The sequence below is a fragment of the Alteromonas sp. S167 genome (genome assembly GCF_036864375.1).
Taxonomy (GTDB): domain Bacteria; phylum Pseudomonadota; class Gammaproteobacteria; order Enterobacterales; family Alteromonadaceae; genus Alteromonas.
The window spans coordinates 1-18,905 of sequence record NZ_JAZETR010000014.1; the positions used below are offsets into that span (position 1 = coordinate 1).

Sequence of the window (18,905 nt, forward strand, 5' to 3'; positions counted from 1 at the left end):
GTTTCAAAAGCAGCTGCTGCTGACTTACTTGAAATCGGTTTATATACACAGAATAAGTGGGGCATGACAAAACAAAAAAGCGCCGTTGATTACATCGAACAGCGCTTTAGATAAATAACTTACGTGGCAGATAACGTTATAGAATTTGATTTTGCTTCCATTCGTTTAGCTTTTTCTGACGCGCTTCTTCTTTTTCCATGCGCATCTTCTTACGGTCGCAAGGCTCAGGGCAATCACAGGCTTTCTCGATGCCTAGCGCACCTAAACCACCGCAGCTACCAGAGATAGATTTCTTTTGTACTAGGTAACCCACCGCCATTGCCAATACCATGGCAAGGAAGAAACCAAATGCAAGAATGAATGTAGACATTGCTACCCCCTAATTATGAACTGTTACCAGTTTATCAAATTCTGGCGACGCATACTCATCAAAACCGTCTGCGGTGCGACGAATTAGAAATACCATAAGCTTTTCTTGTTCGGCTACTGCTATAGCTTGTTCCCAACCCATCACGTTAAATGCCGTTGCAAGACCATCTGCTGTCATAGACGAAGGATGAATAACCGTTACCGACACCAAGTTATGCGATATAGGTGACCCGGTTGTTGGGTCTATTAAATGAGAATAGCGAACGCCATTTTCTTCATAATAGTTTCTATAATCACCCGAGGTAGCCACTGCGTTTTCGCCAATCGACACTACCTTTTGTACAGTTCGCTCTGTTGTAACTGGTTTTTCAATAGCAATTAACCACTCGCTACCATCACCACGCTCGCCGCGCACGCGCATTTCACCGCCAATCTCAACAAGATAGTCTTGAATACCTCGTTGCTCCAAGATTTCAGCCACTTCATCTACGCCAAACCCTTTCGCTATAGTCGATAAGTCTACATACAACATAGGGTGCGACTTTTTAAGGCCTGTTGGTGTAGTGGTAAGCTTGCTATACCCTACATATTCGCGTATTTCATTAATGTCGCTTTCAGTCGGTACTTTTTCAGGGCGTTTTGTAGGCCCAAAACCCCATAGGTTAACTAACGGGCCAACTGTAACGTCTAATACACCCCCACTTAACTTCGCTAGACGAAGCGCTTCGTTAACCACAAACAATGTATCAGGCGATACTGCAAAGTTGTCGGTGTAACGATATTGGTTAAAGCGCGAAAGTTCTGATGTTGGGTCGTACGTTGACATCATTTTGTTAACTTCAACCAATCTGGCATCTATTTGCTGCTGAAGCTTTTCGGCGTCTATCGCCTCTTGCTCGTTTTCAGCCAACAAATACTTCACGTTATAGGTTGTACCCATTGTTTGCCCTTGCAGATGCACTACAGGGCGCTGCTTGTCGCTACAGCTGGCTAAAACAAGTATGCCTATAGCCACAAACGCAAGAAAAATTCGAATTGCAAATCGAACCACAACATTATCCTTTGTGTAATTGGAACGAATCGTTAGCCCCACAAAAATACAGCGCTAGCAAACTCGTACAAAAAAGGGGCTTACGCCCCTTTTTTAATAATTAACTGCGTAGATTAACCACCGAAGTCATCTAGCATGATGTTTTCGTCCTCAACACCTAAATCTTTTAGCATGTTGATTACGGCCGCGTTCATCATAGGTGGCCCACACATGTAGAACTCACAATCTTCTGGTGCCGGGTGGTCTTTCAAGTAGTTCTCTAGAAGTACTTGGTGGATAAACCCTGTGTAACCTTCCCAGTTGTCTTCTGGTTGAGGATCTGAAAGTGCTACGTGCCACTGGAAGTTATCATTCTCAGCCGCTAGCTCATCGAAATCTTCTGTGTAGAACATTTCACGAAGTGAACGAGCACCGTACCAGAAGCTGATCTTACGGTCAGACTTCAAGCGACGAAGTTGGTCGAAAATGTGTGAACGCATTGGCGCCATACCAGCACCACCACCAACGAATACCATTTCTGCATCAGTGTCTTTCGCGAAGAATTCACCGAATGGACCAGAGATAGTCGCTTTATCACCTTCTTTCAGGCTCCAGATGTACGAAGACATCTTACCTGCAGGTAGGCTTAGGTTGTTAGGCGGCGGCGTAGCAATACGCACGTTCAGCATAATAATGCCTTCTTCTTCTGGGTAGTTCGCCATTGAGTATGCACGAATTGTTTCTTCGTCTACTTTTGACTCGATGTCGAAGAAGCCGAAACGCTCCCAGTCGCCACGATATTCTTCAGGAATATCGAACTCTTTGTACTTAACGTGGTGTGCAGGCGCTTCAATTTGAATGTAACCACCCGCACGGAATGGAACGCTTTCGCCATTTGGAATTTTAAGCTTAAGTTCTTTGATGAACGTTGCTTTGTTATCGTTAGAGATAACTTCACAATCCCACTTCTTAACACCAAATACAGACTCTTCAAGTTCGATTTCCATGTCTTGCTTAACGGCAACCTGACATGAAAGACGACAACCTTCGCGTGCTTCGCCTTTAGTGATGTGGTCAAGCTCTGTAGGTAGAATTTCACCACCACCAGAATGTACGTCTACACGACACTGACCACATGAGCCACCGCCACCACATGCAGATGATACGAAGAAACCTGCGTCTGCAAGTGCACCAAGTAGCTTGCCACCCGGTGCTGTTTTAATTGCTTTGTCTGGGTCACCATTGATGGTGATTGTTACATCACCTGTCGGTACCAACTTAGACTTGGCAAACATGATTATAAATACCAACGCTAGAACGATGGCAATAAACATGCCGACGCCTAGATAAATCTCAATATTATTCATTTAGTTGCTCCCGAGCTTAATTACAGCTGAATACCAGTGAAAGACTGGAAGCCAAGTGCCATTAGACCCGCAATCATGAATACTGAACCAAGACCACGAACACCATCTGGCATATCGGCATACTTAAGCTTTTCGCGAACTGCTGCAAGCAACACGATTGCGATCGCCCAACCGATACCACTTCCTACGCCGTAAACAACACTTTCGGTCAGGTTGTATTCACGCTGAACCGCGAATGCCACACCACCGAAGATTGCACAGTTAACTGTAATTAGCGGAAGGAAGATACCTAATGCGTTATATAACGCTGGGAAGAACTTGTCTAAGCTCATCTCTAGGATCTGAACCAGTGCCGCGATTACACCGATAAACGTTAGGAAGTTAAGGAAACTTAAGTCAGCTTCAGGGAAACCTGCCCAAGCTAGTGCGCCCGGCGCAAGGATATTTACATAAATAATTTGGTTAACCGGTACAGAAATACCAAGTACTACGATAACGGCTACACCAAGACCCATAGCAGTTTTAACTTTCTTAGATACCGCTAGGAACGTACACATACCTAAGAAAAGTGATAACGCCATGTTCTCAACGAAGATTGAGCGAACAAATAACGACAAATAATGTTCCATGACTTACTCCTTAGGCTCTACTTGCTCAGGGCGAAGGGTACGAATAACCCAAATCATGCCGCCGATTAAGAAGAATGAACTGAATGGTAGGATTAACAAACCGTTACCCTGATACCAACCACCGTTTTGCACCAGTGGAAGGATTTCGAAACCAAGAATGGTACCGAAACCAAATAGCTCTTTAATTGTACCAATTACAACTAGGATGAAAGAGTAGCCTAAACCGTTACCAATACCATCAAGGAAGCTCATAAGAGGTGGGCTCTTCATGGCATAGGCTTCTGCACGACCCATTACGATGCAGTTGGTAATAATTAGACCAACGAATACCGACAGCTGCTTCGATATTTCATACGAGTATGCTTTTAGTATTTGGTCAACAACGATTACCAACGATGCAATGATGGTCATTTGGATAATAATTCGAACGCTAGATGGGATCTGGTTGCGAATTAGTGAAATAAACAAGTTTGAGAACGCTACAACGCTAGTAAGCGCAAGCGACATAACCAATGCTGTTTCTAGCTTGGTAGTAATAGCAAGTGCTGAACAAATCCCTAGAACCTGAAGGGCGATCGGGTTGTTGTCCATAATCGGCCCAAAGAGGGCCTTTTTCATTTCTTTAGTATCTGCCATGAGACTTCCCTTATGAACGCCATGCTTGCTTCTTCAGGAACTGGCCGAAGCCTTGCTCGCCTACCCAGTAACGCACTGTGTTTTCAACACCGTTGCTGGTTAGGGTTGCACCTGAAAGCGCATCAATAGTGTGAGGATTGCTAGGGTTAGCATTTTTCACTACGCGAATAGCAACTTCGCCATTCTCGTAAAGCTCTTTGCCGTCCCACTTCGCCTGCCATGCAGGGTTTTGCACTTCACCACCAAGTCCTGGAGTTTCTTTTTGCTGATAGTAGATAAGCTCACGAACCGTTTGGCCGTCTGCATCTAGCGCTAAGAAACCGTACATAAGGTCCCAAAGACCGCTGCCGTGAACAGGAAGAATGATACGAGATACATCACCTGCATCGTTGCGAACTAAGTAAACGCTTGCTACGTCAGGGCGACGCTGGAAACCAACGTTGCTACCTTCAACTTTAGAACTAGTCTCAGTCACTTTCGCTGCTTTATACATATCGTAGTCTTCGCTTGGCGCTTCAACAAAAGCGCCGTTGTCTAGGTCTACGAAACGCTGCTCTACTCGCTCGCTGTATGTGCTTTCGATTGCGTTGTTGCTCATGCCTACTTCGTATAGGCCAGCAGCAGTTAGGATGTTGCTCTTCTTATCAAGAGCCGCGTTTGTTTCTTGTAATGAGCGAAGGCCAACAGCCGCGCCAGATACAACAATTGAACAAACTAAACATACGGCAACTACAATACCTACCGTTTTGCCTAATGATTCTTTCTTAGCCGACACGTGCTACCCTCCGCTTGATATTGCTTTGTGCGACAAAATAGTCGAACAGTGGCGCCCACAAGTTAGCAAATAGAATTGCTAGCATTACACCTTCAGGGAAGGCTGGGTTAAGGACGCGGATTAGTACCGTCATAAAGCCAATGAAGATACCGTAAGCCCACTTACCTTGGTTTGTGAACGACGCAGATACTGGGTCTGTCGCCATAAAGAACATACCAAAAGCAAGACCACCAACAACAAAGTGCCAATGAGCAGGCATTGCGAACATAGGGTTCGTGTCGCTGCCAATTAGGTTAAGTAGCGATGCAAAGAACGCCACACCAATTGCCACACCAGCAACAATACGCCAGCTTGCTATACGCATATACATGATGAACAAGCCACCAAGAATAATAGCCAGTGTAGAAACCTCACCCGCTGAACCTGAAATAGTACCAATGAAGCTGTTCATCCACTGGTCCATGTTCGCGTAGTCTAGGTTACCAGAAGCCGCTTGGCTTAAAGACGTTGCACCAGAGTATCCGTCTGCAGCTACCCATACTTGGTCACCTGAAATTTGTGCAGGATATGCAAAGTAAAGGAAAGCACGACCAGATAGTGCTGGGTTAAGGAAGTTACGACCTGTACCACCAAATACTTCTTTAGCAATAACAACACCGAAGGTAATACCTAGTGCTACTTGCCAAAGTGGAATAGTGGCCGGGAGAGTAAGTGCGAAAAGTACTGACGTTACGAAGAAGCCTTCGTTTACTTCGTGCTTGCGCACAGAAGCGAAAAGAACTTCCCAGAAACCACCCACAACAAACGTTGTAGCGTAGATTGGTAGCCAGAAACATGCACCATAGAAGAATAAGCCTAGTGTGCCCGCATTTGCCAAGTCGCCGCCAAATGCAGCGTAAAGGCCTGCTTGCCACGTATCAGGTAGTGTACCTGCGCCCATTGCAATCGCGTCTTGCGCTTGTAGGCCGATGTTGTACATACCGAAGAACATAGCTGGGAATGTTGCCATCCATACCATGATCATGATGCGCTTAAGGTCAATGCTGTCACGAACGTGCGTGTTAGCTTTGTTTACTTTGCCTGGCGTGTAAAAAATGGTAGCCGCAGCTTCGTAAAGCGCATACCACTTTTCATGCTTACCACCTGGCTCGAAGTTTGGTTCGATTTTTTCTAAATACGCTTTTAAACCCATGACTTAACCCTCTTTCTCTATCGTGGTCAAACAGTCGCGTAAGATAGGAGCATAGTTGTATTTGCCAGGGCACACATAAGTACACAATGCCAAATCTTCTTCGTCCAATTCTAAGCAACCCAATGTCTGAGCACCGTCAGTATCACCAGAAATCAGGTCCCTAAGCAGAAGCGTAGGAATGATATCTAGGGGCATAACGCGTTCGTAATTACCAATTGGAACCATAGAACGTTCAGAACCATTGGTAGTTGTTGTCATATCAAATGTCTTGCTGCCTCCTAGGTGACCTAGGTAAGCACGAGTCACTGAGTGCTTGTCTGAACCTGGAGTAATCCAGCCAAACAGCTTTTTCTCGCGACCTTCTTTTAATAGTGAAACTTGCGTGTGGAAACGACCTAAGAAACCGTGAACGCCCATTGCAGTTGTACCGTTAAGTACTGAACCTGAAATAACGCGTACTTCACCGTCTACCTGCTCGTTAGCAGTTAGCTCAGTTAGGTCTGCACCAATTACTGTGCGAACTAGACGTGGGTTGGTTGCCGCAGGGCCCGCTAGTGAGATAACGCGACGGTTATCTAGCTGTCCTGTTGTTAGCAATGCACCGATAGCCATAACGTCTTGGTAGTTTACATGCCAAACCGTTTTGTTCATGCCAGCAGAATCTAGATAATGAATATGAGTACCTGGTAGGCCCGCAGGGTGTGGACCGCCAAACTCTTCAACATCAACCGCTGCATCACCTGTCGCTACAGATGAACCAGGCGCCTTACAAACGTAAGTCTTGCCGCCGCTCAATTGCGCAAGGGCTTTAAGACCGTTTGCGAAGTCTTCTTGGCGCTCAGCAATTATTACAGCAGGGTCTGCTGCAAGTGGATTGGTATCCATTGCTGTGACGAAAATTGAACTAGGCGTTGAATCTAGCTTAGGAGACTTGCTGAATGGACGCGTACGAATCGCTGTCCACATGCCTGACTCTACTAGGATTGATTGAAGTTGCTCGCGTGAAGCACTCGCGATCTGATCAGCTGCAATAGTATCGAAAGTTACAGCATCGTCGCCGTTCACTTTGATAACTACAGACTGAAGAACACGTTTTGCACCACGGTTAACCTCTACCACTTCACCCGCTGCTGGAGCAGTGAATTTAACGCCAGGGTTCTTTTTGTCTTCAAAAAGAACCTGACCTTTCTTCACTACATCGCCAACTTGGACGTGCATGGTAGGACGCATACCCACATATTCTTCTCCCAGAATGGCAACGCGCGTTGCAGCAGATGCATCAGCAATCTCCTGCTTTGGCGCTCCCTCTATTGGGAGGTCGAGACCTTTCTTGATTTTTATCATATGTAATTGCACTACTCTAATAGAAATACACTTTTGCATGACCGCAGAAAACCTGCCTGTCAGCATGCAAAAACGCACTATTAACAGGTGTTAAACACCTTTTTTGTTATTGATTGTTGGAACTTGCTGCTTTTGCCACGGTCAGCCTGTTATGAAGCCGTAATGCATAATTCCGTTCGCGGACGTTTACCTGTCGCCCTTTCGTTATAGACCACCAGCAGAAATTTACACTTATTTTTATTTTAGTGTAGCTGCAATCGCCACTGCTGTTTTGGCAGGGGTAGAAAAGCCCCCTACTTAATTTCGGGATTTTAGCATTAACCCATGGGTTTGTGCCACGCAAATTCAAGATAAAGCCAAATTTTTCTACAATTTAATGTAAACCTTTAGTCGCACTGTTTACATTTTAGTACACGTTACAAACAAAAAAGCCGTCAATTCAGACGGCTTGGGTTATTTTTGCTTAATAATTAGCGTTGTTTTACCAATTAACCAAAGGGTCAACATCTGCGTCGTAATCTACGCCTTCTATGTCAAAACCAAACAGTTTTAGAAACTCGTGATGATAGCCTTTGTAGTCACTCACATCATGGAAGTTTTCTTGAGTAACATCGTCCCAAATGGCTTTTATTTTAGCTTGTGTGGCATCGTTGGTTTCTTTGCCATCCATGCGATAACGATTAGCTTCATCAAGCGTAGGCGTATTTCCAAATAAGCACTCAGTAAACAAGCCATATATTTGTTCAATACACCCTTCGTGCGTACCTTCTTCCTTCATTACTTTGTAAATTAAAGAAATATACAATGGCATTACAGGAATAGCGGAACTTGCTTGTGTTACCAATGCTTTAAGCGAACTTACGTTCGCTTGAACAAGCAAATCACTGTTTTTACCGATAATCGCGGCTGCTGCGCGATCTAAATCTTCTTTCGCTTTTCCGATGGTAGCCTGACCGTATATTGGCCATGTCAATTCTTTACCAATGTAGGTATAAGCAGTGGTTTTACAGCCTTCAGCCAGCACATCTGCTTCACGAAGGAAGTCCATCCAACGCTCCCAATCTTCGCCGCCCATAACCTTGATAGTATTCAAGATTTCATCGTCGTTAGCTGGCTCAAGTGACACTTCATGCACTTTATCTTTATCAGTGTCATATGTTTTGGTGGTATATGCCTGACCTACTGGTTTTAGTGTAGATTTGTACGTAACGCCTGTTTCAGGATCGGTTCTGCGTGGTGATGCAAGACTGTAAATAACTAAATCTACTTTACCAATATCGGCTTTAATTTTTTCGATAACGTCTGCTTTTATCTCGTCAGAAAAGGCATCACCGTTGATGGTTTCTGCATACAAACCTTTGGCTTTTGTCTGAGTGTGAAACGCAGCGGTGTTGTACCAGCCCGCAGTGCCCGTTTTACGCTCTGTCGGTGCTTTTTCAAAACAAACGCCAAGCGTTTTCGCACCGTAACCGAAAGCGGAGGTAATACGTGATGCTAGACCGTAACCTGTTGAACAGCCAATAACTAAAACATTTTTGGGGCCTTCGCCTAAGTCACCTTTTGACTGAACGTACGCCACTTGCTCTTCTACCGCTTTAGCACAGCCTACTGGGTGTGCATTTGTGCAAATGAAGCCTCTCACTTTAGGCTTAATAACCATAAATCATTTTCCTTATTTTTGCGTGGCGCTATTGTAATGCCGAAGTGCTCGATAACAACTCGGAGCAGATGATAGCTAGCATACCGAATGCAGATGCATTTAACAGCTATTTGATTGAAATACAGAGGCTTGGAGAAATGCGGACGAAGAATATGGTTCGCAAATGATATAAGGGAAAGTGAAGAGTAGAAGGAGTGCAAGCCGCACTCCTTCAAGGCGTACTAGCCTAAGATGTCTAGTAGCTCAACATCAAATACAAGCGTGCTGTATGGCGCAATTGCCGCACCAGCACCTTGCTCACCGTACGCAAGGTCGTGTGGAATGTGTAGACGGTATTTAGCACCTACTTTCATAAGCTGTAGAGCTTCAGTCCAACCTTTAATAACGCCACCAACTGGGAATTCAGCTGGCTGACCGCGCTCGTAAGAGCTATCAAACGTTGTGCCGTTAATTAGCGTACCGTGATAGTGAACACGAACAGTGCTTGCTGCAACTGGAGTTTCACCGTCGCCTTCTGCAATAACTTCGTACTGAAGACCAGACTCAGTTACCGTTACTTCTTCACGCTTTGCATTTTCTTCAAGGTACTTCGTGCCCTCTTCAATCACTGCTTTGCTTGCTTCTTCTTTAGCAGCCTGCATTCGGTTGTGAATTTCACCAAACGCATCACGCAATGTGTCGTTATCAACCTGAGGCGCTGAATTTGCAAACGCGTCTTTTAGGCCTGCAACAACTGCATCGATAGATAGACCATCGAAAGGATTTGATTGCAATTGTTGACCCATTTGATAACCAATGCCGTAACTTGCTTGGGTTTCTACTGTATTGAATGTATCAGTCACGATAACTCCTGAAATTAAATTACAAATGCAGTACAAATTTCAAACAAATCGTATATCACGAGAATGTTTCTGCATTTTCCGGTGCAAGAGTGTACCACACCAGAAATTATCTTGCTTTGAGCAATGGTGACTGGGGTGTAAAAGTATCAAAATGTTGTAAATTATAACCGAAAGTGGTTAGACAAGTTGTGAAGGACACAGTATGGTTAAGACCATATATTTAGGAGGATAGCATGCAAACACACTACGATGCTGAACTAAAAGACACCGTTCGATACCTAGGAAAAACCCTTGGTGAAACTATCAAAAATCAGTTGGGTCAAGAGTGGCTTGACCGCATTGAAATGATACGAAAAGACGGCCGCGCTTCTTATCAGGGCGACGCTGCTTGTAGCGAAGAACTGAAAGAAACTTTCAAAAACATGTCTGATAGCGACCTGTTAACCGTTGGTCGTGCATTCGCACAGTTTTTGAATTTGGGTAACATTGCCGAGCAAGAATACAATGCTGCAATGAATGTTGATGCCTCTATTGATGCGCTGTTCAAACACCTAGATAAGGCAGAACTTACCGCCGATAAAGTACAGGAAGCCGTTGCTAAGCTTAACATTGACCTAGTACTGACCGCGCACCCAACGGAAGTTACTCGTCGTACATTAATTCACAAGCACAAAGAGCTAGCGAACTGCTTACAAGCGGTTCATCAAGAATCGCTAAGCGACGTTGAGCGCAAGAAAATTGAAACGCGTATTGCCGATTTAATTGCGCAGGCTTGGCATACAGAAGAAATTCGCTCTGTTCGCCCTACCCCTGTTGATGAAGCTCGTTGGGGTTTCTCGGTTATTGAAAACTCGCTGTGGGAAGCAGTACCTGACTTTATGCGCGAATTAGATGACCGCTTAAATGAAGACTATCAAGTATCTCTTCCGTTAGATGCGTCACCTGTACAATTTAGCTCTTGGATGGGGGGTGACCGCGACGGCAACCCGTTTGTTACTTCAAAAGTGACAGAGCAAGTATTGCTGCTTGCAAGAAAACGCGCCGCTAAGTTATTCGCTCTAGATTTAGACCGCTTACAAGTAGAGCTGTCTATGTACGACTGTAACGATGCACTGCGTGAGCAAGTTGGCGATGCTAACGAACCGTACCGTGCCCTACTTCGCCCGTTGGTAGATCGTTTTGTTGCTACTCGCGACGGCATTAGCGATTATCTTGCCGGCAAGAACCCAGATACGTCTAACTGGGTAAACTACGACGAAGAACTTATAGAACCTCTAATGCTTTGCTACCAGTCACTGTTAGATTGCGGCATGCAGGTAGTGGCTAACGGTTTGTTACTAGACACCATTCGCCGTGCTCGCGTTTTTGGTGTGCACTTACTTCGCCTTGACGTTCGTCAAGATTCAGAGCGCCACGCTGACGTATTCAGTGAACTTACTCGCTACCTTGGCTTAGGCGACTACGCACAGTGGAGCGAAGCAGACAAGCAAGCGTTCTTACTACGTGAACTCGGTTCAAAGCGCCCTCTATTCCCAGCACAATGGGATGCGTCTGATGAAGTAAAAGAAGTATTAGATACCTGTAAGGTTATTGCAAAGCACAGCAAACACGGTTTTGGTATATACATTATCTCTATGGCAAGCGAGCCATCAGATGTAATGGCGGTTCAGCTTCTACTTCAAGAAAGTGGTGTAGATTGGCCAATGCCAGTTGCCCCACTATTTGAAACGCTGGACGATTTGAATAACTCGCCAGATGTAATGCGCAAACTTCTATCGATTGACTGGTATCGCGGATACGTGAAGGGTCGCCAGTTTGTAATGATTGGTTACTCAGATTCTGCGAAAGATGCAGGTGCGCTAGCGGCAGGCTGGGCGCAGTATCAATCACAAGAAGCCCTTGTAGCGATTGCCGATGAGTTTGATATTAGCCTTACGTTATTCCACGGTCGTGGTGGTACAATTGGTCGCGGTGGTTTACCAGCGCACGCCGCTATTTACTCACAGCCTCCAGGCTCACTTGAAGGTGGCTTCCGCGTAACCGAACAGGGTGAAACCATTCGCTATAAGTTTGGTATGCCAACGCTAGCCAAGCGTAGCTTAGGTATTTACGCCAGCGCTATTATTGAAGCGATGCTGTTCCCGCCACCGGCTCCAAAAGAAGAGTGGCGCGAGCTAATTACCGCAATGGCCGCGCAAGGTCGTGACAACTATCGCGCAACTGTGCGTCACGACGAAGAATTTGTGCCTTACTTCCGCGTTGCTACGCCAGAGCAAGAGCTAGGTAAGCTGCCGCTTGGTAGCCGTCCTGCAAAGCGTAAACCACAAGGTGGTATCGAAAGCTTACGTGCTATTCCATGGATATTCGCTTGGGCGCAAACACGTTTGGTTCTTCCAAGCTGGTTAGGTGTAATGCGCGCCATTGATAGTGTGAAAACACCTGAGAACGAAAAAGTGGTTAACGAGATGTTCAGCGAATGGCCATTCTATCGTTCACGTCTATCTATGCTAGACATGGTGTTCCACAAAGCCGACCCACGCATTAGCGAGGCGTACGATGAGCGCCTAGTGCCAAGCGAGCTTAAGCACTTTGGTGAAGCGCTGCGTACTGAGCTTAAAGAGAGCATTTCGTCATTACTCGCCATTACTGGTGATGACGACATCATGAAAAACGATCCGCAGGGTAAAGAGTCAATGGAGATCCGTGCAGGCTACTTACAGCCTCTGCATTATCTTCAAATTGAGCTTTTAGATCGTATACGTAAAGCAGGTGACGAGTCGCATAACACTAGCCTAGAACGTGCCATGATGGTGACCATCGCTGGTATTGCTATTGGTATGCGTAATACAGGTTAATCACCATAAAAGCGTACAAAAGCCCGCTTCCCAAGCGGGCTTTTTATTTGCGTAAGCAATTACTTACACCATTGATGAACGTTAGACACTAACAAGAAAGATCGAAGCGGTCTGCATTCATCACCTTAGTCCAAGCTGCAACAAAGTCCTTAACAAACTTCTCTTTGCTGTCATCTTGGGCGTAAAACTCAGCATATGCTCGCAAAATAGAATTAGAGCCAAACACAAGGTCAAAACGCGTAGCACTAAACACTTCATCACCTGATGCTCTGTCTACAATAGCGTAGCTATTTTTCCCAGTAGGCTTCCACGTGTAATTCATATCAGTGAGGATTTCGAAGAAATCCGTGGTTAACGCCCCCACGTTTTTGGTGAATACACCATGCTTGCTTCCACCATAGTTAGTGCCAAGCATACGCATGCCACCTATTAGTGCCGTCATTTCTTTCGCTGTTAGCCCAAGTAACTGGGTTTTATCAAGCATTAGCTCTTCCGGTTTAACCGCGTAATCTTTTTGAAGATAGTTTCTGTAACCGTCCGCAATTGGCTCTAATGGTTCAAACGATTCAGCATCGGTCATGTCATCAGTAGCATCGCCACGTCCTGGCGAGAAAGGAACAGCTACGTTAAAGCCTGCCGCTGCAATACCTTTTTCTATACCTACGTTACCGGCTAAAACAATGGTATCGGCAAGGCTCGCACCCGCCTCATCAGCAAGAGGAATAAGCACTGCTAGTACTTTATTAAGTCGCTCAGGCTCATTACCTTCCCAATCTTTTTGCGGGGCTAACCGAATACGTGCACCATTAGCGCCGCCACGTAAATCAGAGCCTCTGAAAGTGCGTGCGCTATCCCATGCTGTTGCCACCATATCGCCAATTGAAAGCCCAGAATCTGAGATTTTTGATTTTAGAGCATCGATGTCATAAGACATGCTGCCTTCAGGAACCGGGTCTTGCCAAATTAACGTTTCTTCTGGTACGTCAGGACCTATGTAGCGAACCTTAGGTCCCAAATCACGGTGAGTAAGTTTAAACCAAGCGCGGGCGAATACTTCGCTAAAGTATGCGTGATCGTTGTAAAACTTTTCAGAAATTTTTCTATATTCAGGATCCATTTTCATCGCCATGTCGGCGTCGGTCATTATAGAGTTATAACGTTTCGATGAATCTTCAACATCAACAGGCTTATCTTCTTCTTTGATATTAATGGGCTCCCATTGCTCAGCGCCTGCTGGAGACTTTTTCAGTTCCCAATCGTAATTAAGTAATAAGTGGAAATATCCGTTGTCCCATTGTGTAGGATTGGTTGTCCATGCCCCCTCAATGCCGCTAGATACAGTATCGCGACCAATACTGCGTCTCTCATGATTCATCCAACCAAGGCCGGCTTCCTCAATACTGGCAGCTTCAGGAGCCGGGCCCAATGCTTCTGCACTACCGTTACCATGACATTTTCCCACGGTGTGACCACCTGCCGCCAAAGCCACTGTTTCTTCGTCATTCATTGCCATACGAGCAAACGTTTCACGCACGTGTGCGGCCGTTTTAAGAGGATCTGACTTTCCGTTAACTCCTTCAGGGTTTACATAAATAAGCCCCATTTGCACCGCCGCTAAGGGGTTTTCCATGGTTTCAGGGCTTTCAACATCTTCGTAGCGTTCATCGCTAGGCGCTAGCCACGCTTTCTCAGCTCCCCAATAAACATCTCTCTCGGGGTGCCATATATCCTCCCGCCCGAATGAAAAACCAAAGGTTTTCAGGCCCATGCTTTCATAAGCAATAGTTCCGGCAAGAACGAATAAATCAGCCCAACTTAACTTGTTGCCATATTTCTTTTTAATTGGCCATAGCAGGCGTCGCGCTTTATCTAAGTTAACGTTATCAGGCCAAGAGTTAAGCGGTGCAAAGCGCAAATTACCTGTAGATGCACCACCTCGCCCATCGGCTATTCTATACGTGCCTGCAGCATGCCATGACATTCGAATCATCAGGCCACCATAGTGCCCCCAATCAGCAGGCCACCAAGGTTGAGAATTGGTCATAAAATCGGTGAGGTCGTTTTTGAGTGCTTGGAAGTCAAGTTTCTTTACTTCTTCACGGTAATCGAAGCTATCCTCCATTGGGTTAGTCTTCGTATCATGCTGATGGAGAATGTCTAAGTTTAAGGCTTCAGGCCACCAGTCCATTACTGTCGTCCCAGTAGCAGTTAAACCACCATGCATTACCGGGCATTTCTTTGCCGAGTCATTTACATCACCAAACTTTGTATTACTCATTTTATACCCTTAATGACTTGTTCGTTTGCGTTAGACAACTAACACGGTAGTAAGCTGTAGATTTGACCTTTTGAAACACGCGATAGCAGCAACTTTTTCTGCCGAATCAACGTTATTAAAGCATAGCCAAAAACGAATTCTTTGCCATGAGAGAAGCCTCTACGGCGTTATACAAAAAGAGAAGCAAAACGTTGCGCTTCATAAAGTTCAAAACACATCTTTGTTGTTTCAAATAACACTAATGAAAGTGACTAGAAAACAATGAATTACTATGCGACTCAATGAAATGCGCATATGATAGGCAACACAATTTTCCTCCCTCTGCATTAAAGGACTAAACATGCGTATATACCTGTTAATACTCTTCGTTGCACTGCTTTCACTTAGTGGGCGCGGTATTGCTAACACAATGAAACTACCCAGCGGTTTGTGGGAAGGTATAAGTGAAGATGACCTTACGTTTCGATTGCTTCAATTAGATGAAAGTGGCGAGCACAGTTTTTTTGAAATAGCCATTCTAGGTGGTTTAAAGAGCGTGCGTCGCACACCATTCACGAATGACGACATTACTTGCATCGAAAACAGATGCACTATCAAAACAATTATTGAGAACGATGTAACCCGCACGATTACACTATCTCCCTATTTAGATGCCGATTTACAAGCACTTGAGTCTAGCTATAAAGGTGAAGAGAATTATGTGTCTTATACGTATCAACTGATAAAACAAGAAGCGAAATCAACGCCCAGAAAGTTCCTCGAAGAACGGAGGCAGCTAATTGTTGATTCTGAGCAAAACTCAACAGAACGCCCCTTTGGCACTTGGATGGGCGTAATGCGGTATTTAAACAGACCTGAATTAGCATTACTACAGTTAAATGAAAACGAGCAAGGTTCATTACGGGTTTATAGAAAAGGCAGCAAAACCTTCAATGAAGTGCAATCAAGCTTTCCTGCTGACAATATAAGCATTGATGGCAGAATGATAGAAATTGAAGCCACACACAAAACATTTGCATCAAAAATTATGCTTTTTGTGCAAACAGACAACATGATTTCTGGCTACACCTACGCAATTCACAAAGGCTACCCTGTAGCTATGGGCACCATAACGCTTCATCGCATAGAGCCACCCCAAGTGCAGTAACTTATTTAAACAGCTTACTCATAAATAGCTGTTATTAAATAAGTAGAATTGGAGTGTTTTGAGTTCTTGGAGCTGTGATAGGTAGGCTCTCCTGTGCCATGGATGCCGTGGCGAAGCCTACGAAGACGCAACAAAAAAGGCTGGATACGTAAGGACGTAACAGACTGTCTGCAGCAGGGATGCTGCAGCCAAGCCTCCATGGATGGAATCTCGGCGTGTCTGTGTAGGCCTTACGTATCCAGCCTTTTCTGGCGGATGCTAATGCATCCGCTTTAAGCACTATTAGCCGTTTACGAAGTCAACGCCTAGCTTGATGTCGCCACGAAGGCCTTCAAGCATGTCGTTTTTCGCTTTTTCTTCGAATGCGCTTAGCTCGCCGTATGGCAAGATTTCTTCAACACCGTTTGCGCCTAGGCGAACTGGGTGTGCGAAGAATGCTGCGTCGTCGCTGTCGTCAGTTTGTACGTAAGTGTACTCAACAACGTTCTCGCCTTGCATTGCTGCAACTAGAGATAGGCAGAAACGTGCTGCAGCTTGACCCATTGAAAGAGTTGCAGAGCCGCCGCCCGCTTTCGCTTCAACAACTTCAGTACCCGCGTTTTGGATACGAGTAGTAAGGCTAGCTACTTCTTCGTCTGAGAACTCTACGCCTTCAACTTGTGAAAGAAGAGGAAGGATAGTTGTACCAGAGTGACCACCGATTACCGGAACGTGCATAGAAGATACGTCTACACCTTTAAGTTCAGCAACGAATGTTTCAGCGCGGATTACGTCAAGCGTAGTTACACCGAAAAGCTTGTTCTTGTCGTAAACGCCTTTTGCTTTTAGCGTTTCAGCTGCAATAGCAACTGTTGTGTTTACAGGGTTAGTGATGATACCAACACACGCATTCGGGCAGTTATCAGCTACACCTTCAATTAGGTTTTTAACAATGCCGGCGTTGATGTTGAATAGATCAGAACGATCCATACCTGGCTTACGAGGCATACCTGCTGGAATAAGAACTACGTCTGCTCCAGTAAGTGCATCAGCAAGGTCATCTTTACCGTGACCGGTTACTTTTACCGCAGTTGGGATGTGGCTCAAATCAACGGCAACACCAGGAACAACTGGCGCAACGTCGTAAAGCGCTAAATCTGAACCTGCTGGCAATTGTGTTTTCAACAACAAAGACAGCGCCTGACCAATACCACCGGCAGCACCTAACACGGCTACTTTCATACCATTTCTCCTATGGGATTACTTCACGTATTTAAACGGAACGTCACACTAATGCAACGCGGGGGAAAACTCAATCACCGGATCGTCTTATTAACGTTATTTATGGCGATTTTTATGCGATATTCATTATCATATGTGATTATGCAAACAAATTGCGCAAAGTCCACCTGTGGGGCACAATATAGAGATATAAAATATAATCCCTACCGACGACCGACAGAATAGAAAGAGCGCTAATGGCTAACGCAAAACAAGAGCAACTCATTAAAGCTTTCAAAGAAATACTTAAAGCTGAAAGTTATGGTTCACAAGGCGAAATTGTTGATGCTTTAAAAGCACAAGGTTTCGACAATATCAGCCAGTCAAAAATTTCACGTATGCTAAGCAAGTTTGGTGCAGTTCGAACGCGTAATGCCCGCGGCGACATGGTTTACTGCTTACCACCTGAATTAGGTATGCCCACTGCCAAAAGCCCCCTTAAACAGCTTGTGCTTGATATTGTGCATAACAATGTAATGGTAATAATACGCACAAGCCCTGGCGCGGCGCAGCTTATTGCACGCCTACTCGACTCGTTAAGTAAAAAAGACGGTGTATTGGGTACTATTGCAGGCGACGATACTATTTTTATTGCCCCTGCCGATGTATCAAACATTGAAGAGCTTCGTCAGCGCGTAGAAGACTTATTTGAAAACGTGTAGAAACAGAAGCTTTCGTTTTCATTTCGAGTAATATGAAATCAATGCAAAAAAGCCGTGTTAATTCGAAACACGACTTTTTTTGTTTTTGGCTATAACCAATAGATTTTAACGTTTATCTTATGACAGCAGCGCTATTAACGCATCTGCTGCAGGTCGCGAAGACGGTGGGTTCTGACCTGTCACTAATAAACCGTCTGAACACACCTTTACTGTAAAATCGTCTGCCTTTTCAAACTTACCGCCGCTCTTTTCAAGCTCGTCTTCTACCAAATAGGGTACAACATCGGTAAGTTCCATTGCCGCTTCTTCGCTGTTGGAAAAGCCGGTTACTGCTTTCCCTTTCACTAAATACTCACCGTTTGGCGCTTTCACATCTTTAAGCACGATGGGGGCATGGCAAACTGCGCACACAGGCTTGCTAGCCGCTATCATCTCTTCTATTAACTTAATAGAATGCGCGTTGTCTGACAGATCCCAAAGCGGCCCGTGACCTCCTGGGTAGAATACAGCATCGAACTCTTCTGCACGTACGTCTTCTAATGGAATAGTAGCCGCCATTGCACTTCTTGCTAGTTCATCCTTTGTGTAACGAATTGCATTCTCAGTCATGGCGTCGTCGGCCAAACTGTTCGGGTCGATAGGCACCTGCCCTCCCATAGGTGAGGCAAGCGTAATGGTATATCCCTTATCTTTAAATGCGTAATACGGTGCAGCAAATTCTTCAAGCCACATACCCGTTTTGTTGCCTGTATCGCCCATAACGTCGTGAGACGTCATTACCATAAGCATACGCTTTGTCATATGTCCTCCTTGCATTGCATCAAAATAAAATTGAAATAGAAAATGATGAGTGAATTGG

16 protein-coding genes are annotated in these 18,905 nt (G+C 45.1%); 3 read left to right on the forward strand and 13 right to left on the reverse strand.

Annotated features, from left to right (window positions below; all coding sequences use genetic code 11):
- Window positions 1-136: 136 nt before the first annotated feature.
- The 10 genes from nqrM to V7R35_RS17085 form a co-directional block, all read right to left on the reverse strand.
- Window positions 137-370: a (Na+)-NQR maturation NqrM gene (gene nqrM, locus V7R35_RS17040; protein ID WP_159627761.1), complete on the reverse strand. Its 234-nt coding sequence runs from the start codon at window positions 368-370 to the stop codon at window positions 137-139.
- A gap of 9 nt (window positions 371-379) precedes the next feature.
- A complete protein-coding gene (locus V7R35_RS17045) occupies window positions 380-1,420 on the reverse strand; it encodes an FAD:protein FMN transferase (RefSeq protein WP_334016074.1) in 1,041 nt (346 codons plus the stop codon).
- 113 nt (window positions 1,421-1,533) lie between these two features.
- Window positions 1,534-2,766, reverse strand: coding sequence for an NADH:ubiquinone reductase (Na(+)-transporting) subunit F (gene nqrF, locus V7R35_RS17050; protein WP_334016075.1), 1,233 nt, complete (start codon window positions 2,764-2,766; stop codon window positions 1,534-1,536).
- A 20-nt stretch (window positions 2,767-2,786) separates the two neighbouring features.
- Entirely contained in the window at window positions 2,787-3,395 is a 609-nt protein-coding gene (gene nqrE, locus V7R35_RS17055) for an NADH:ubiquinone reductase (Na(+)-transporting) subunit E (protein WP_015068138.1), read from the reverse strand.
- A gap of 3 nt (window positions 3,396-3,398) precedes the next feature.
- A complete protein-coding gene (locus V7R35_RS17060) occupies window positions 3,399-4,031 on the reverse strand; it encodes an NADH:ubiquinone reductase (Na(+)-transporting) subunit D (protein ID WP_334016076.1) in 633 nt (210 codons plus the stop codon).
- Window positions 4,032-4,041: 10 nt separating this feature from the next.
- Window positions 4,042-4,806 carry a Na(+)-translocating NADH-quinone reductase subunit C gene (locus V7R35_RS17065; protein WP_334016077.1) on the reverse strand — a complete coding sequence of 255 codons (765 nt, stop codon included), beginning with the start codon at window positions 4,804-4,806 and terminating at the stop codon, window positions 4,042-4,044.
- Window positions 4,796-5,998 (reverse strand): NADH:ubiquinone reductase (Na(+)-transporting) subunit B, encoded by a 1,203-nt coding sequence (locus V7R35_RS17070; protein WP_334016078.1) that lies wholly within the window; start codon window positions 5,996-5,998, stop codon window positions 4,796-4,798. The genes V7R35_RS17065 and V7R35_RS17070 overlap by 11 nt, the downstream gene beginning before the upstream one ends.
- 3 nt (window positions 5,999-6,001) lie before the next feature.
- The gene (locus V7R35_RS17075; protein ID WP_334016080.1) at window positions 6,002-7,342 is read right to left on the reverse strand and encodes a Na(+)-translocating NADH-quinone reductase subunit A; all 1,341 of its coding nucleotides are present in this window, start codon (window positions 7,340-7,342) and stop codon (window positions 6,002-6,004) included.
- Window positions 7,343-7,823: 481 nt separating this feature from the next.
- A complete protein-coding gene (fabV, locus tag V7R35_RS17080; RefSeq protein ID WP_334016082.1) occupies window positions 7,824-9,002 on the reverse strand; it encodes an enoyl-ACP reductase FabV in 1,179 nt (392 codons plus the stop codon).
- Window positions 9,003-9,223: 221 nt separating this feature from the next.
- Window positions 9,224-9,844: an FKBP-type peptidyl-prolyl cis-trans isomerase gene (locus tag V7R35_RS17085; protein WP_334016083.1), complete on the reverse strand. Its 621-nt coding sequence runs from the start codon at window positions 9,842-9,844 to the stop codon at window positions 9,224-9,226.
- 233 nt (window positions 9,845-10,077) lie between these two features.
- Here V7R35_RS17085 and ppc point away from each other — a divergent pair, with 233 nt between their 5' ends.
- The gene (gene ppc / locus V7R35_RS17090) at window positions 10,078-12,699 is read left to right on the forward strand and encodes a phosphoenolpyruvate carboxylase (RefSeq protein WP_334016084.1); all 2,622 of its coding nucleotides are present in this window, start codon (window positions 10,078-10,080) and stop codon (window positions 12,697-12,699) included.
- An 88-nt stretch (window positions 12,700-12,787) separates the two neighbouring features.
- On the opposite strand, the gene katG is transcribed toward ppc, so the two are convergent.
- On the reverse strand, window positions 12,788-14,977 hold the full coding sequence (gene katG / locus V7R35_RS17095; protein ID WP_334016085.1) for a catalase/peroxidase HPI: 2,190 nt from the start codon (window positions 14,975-14,977) through the stop codon (window positions 12,788-12,790).
- A 340-nt stretch (window positions 14,978-15,317) separates the two neighbouring features.
- On the opposite strand from katG, the gene V7R35_RS17100 reads away from it, so the two are divergent.
- Window positions 15,318-16,124, forward strand: coding sequence for a hypothetical protein (locus V7R35_RS17100; protein WP_334016086.1), 807 nt, complete (start codon window positions 15,318-15,320; stop codon window positions 16,122-16,124).
- Window positions 16,125-16,406: 282 nt separating this feature from the next.
- On the opposite strand, the gene mdh is transcribed toward V7R35_RS17100, so the two are convergent.
- Window positions 16,407-17,345, reverse strand: coding sequence for a malate dehydrogenase (gene mdh, locus V7R35_RS17105; RefSeq protein WP_334016087.1), 939 nt, complete (start codon window positions 17,343-17,345; stop codon window positions 16,407-16,409).
- 236 nt (window positions 17,346-17,581) lie between these two features.
- On the opposite strand from mdh, the gene argR reads away from it, so the two are divergent.
- Window positions 17,582-18,046, forward strand: coding sequence for a transcriptional regulator ArgR (argR, locus tag V7R35_RS17110; RefSeq protein WP_159627740.1), 465 nt, complete (start codon window positions 17,582-17,584; stop codon window positions 18,044-18,046).
- A 117-nt stretch (window positions 18,047-18,163) separates the two neighbouring features.
- Here argR and V7R35_RS17115 read toward each other — a convergent pair whose 3' ends face one another.
- Window positions 18,164-18,847, reverse strand: a complete 684-nt coding sequence (locus tag V7R35_RS17115) for a type 1 glutamine amidotransferase domain-containing protein (protein WP_334016088.1) — start codon at window positions 18,845-18,847, stop codon at window positions 18,164-18,166.
- Between the last annotated feature and the right edge of the window lie 58 nt (window positions 18,848-18,905).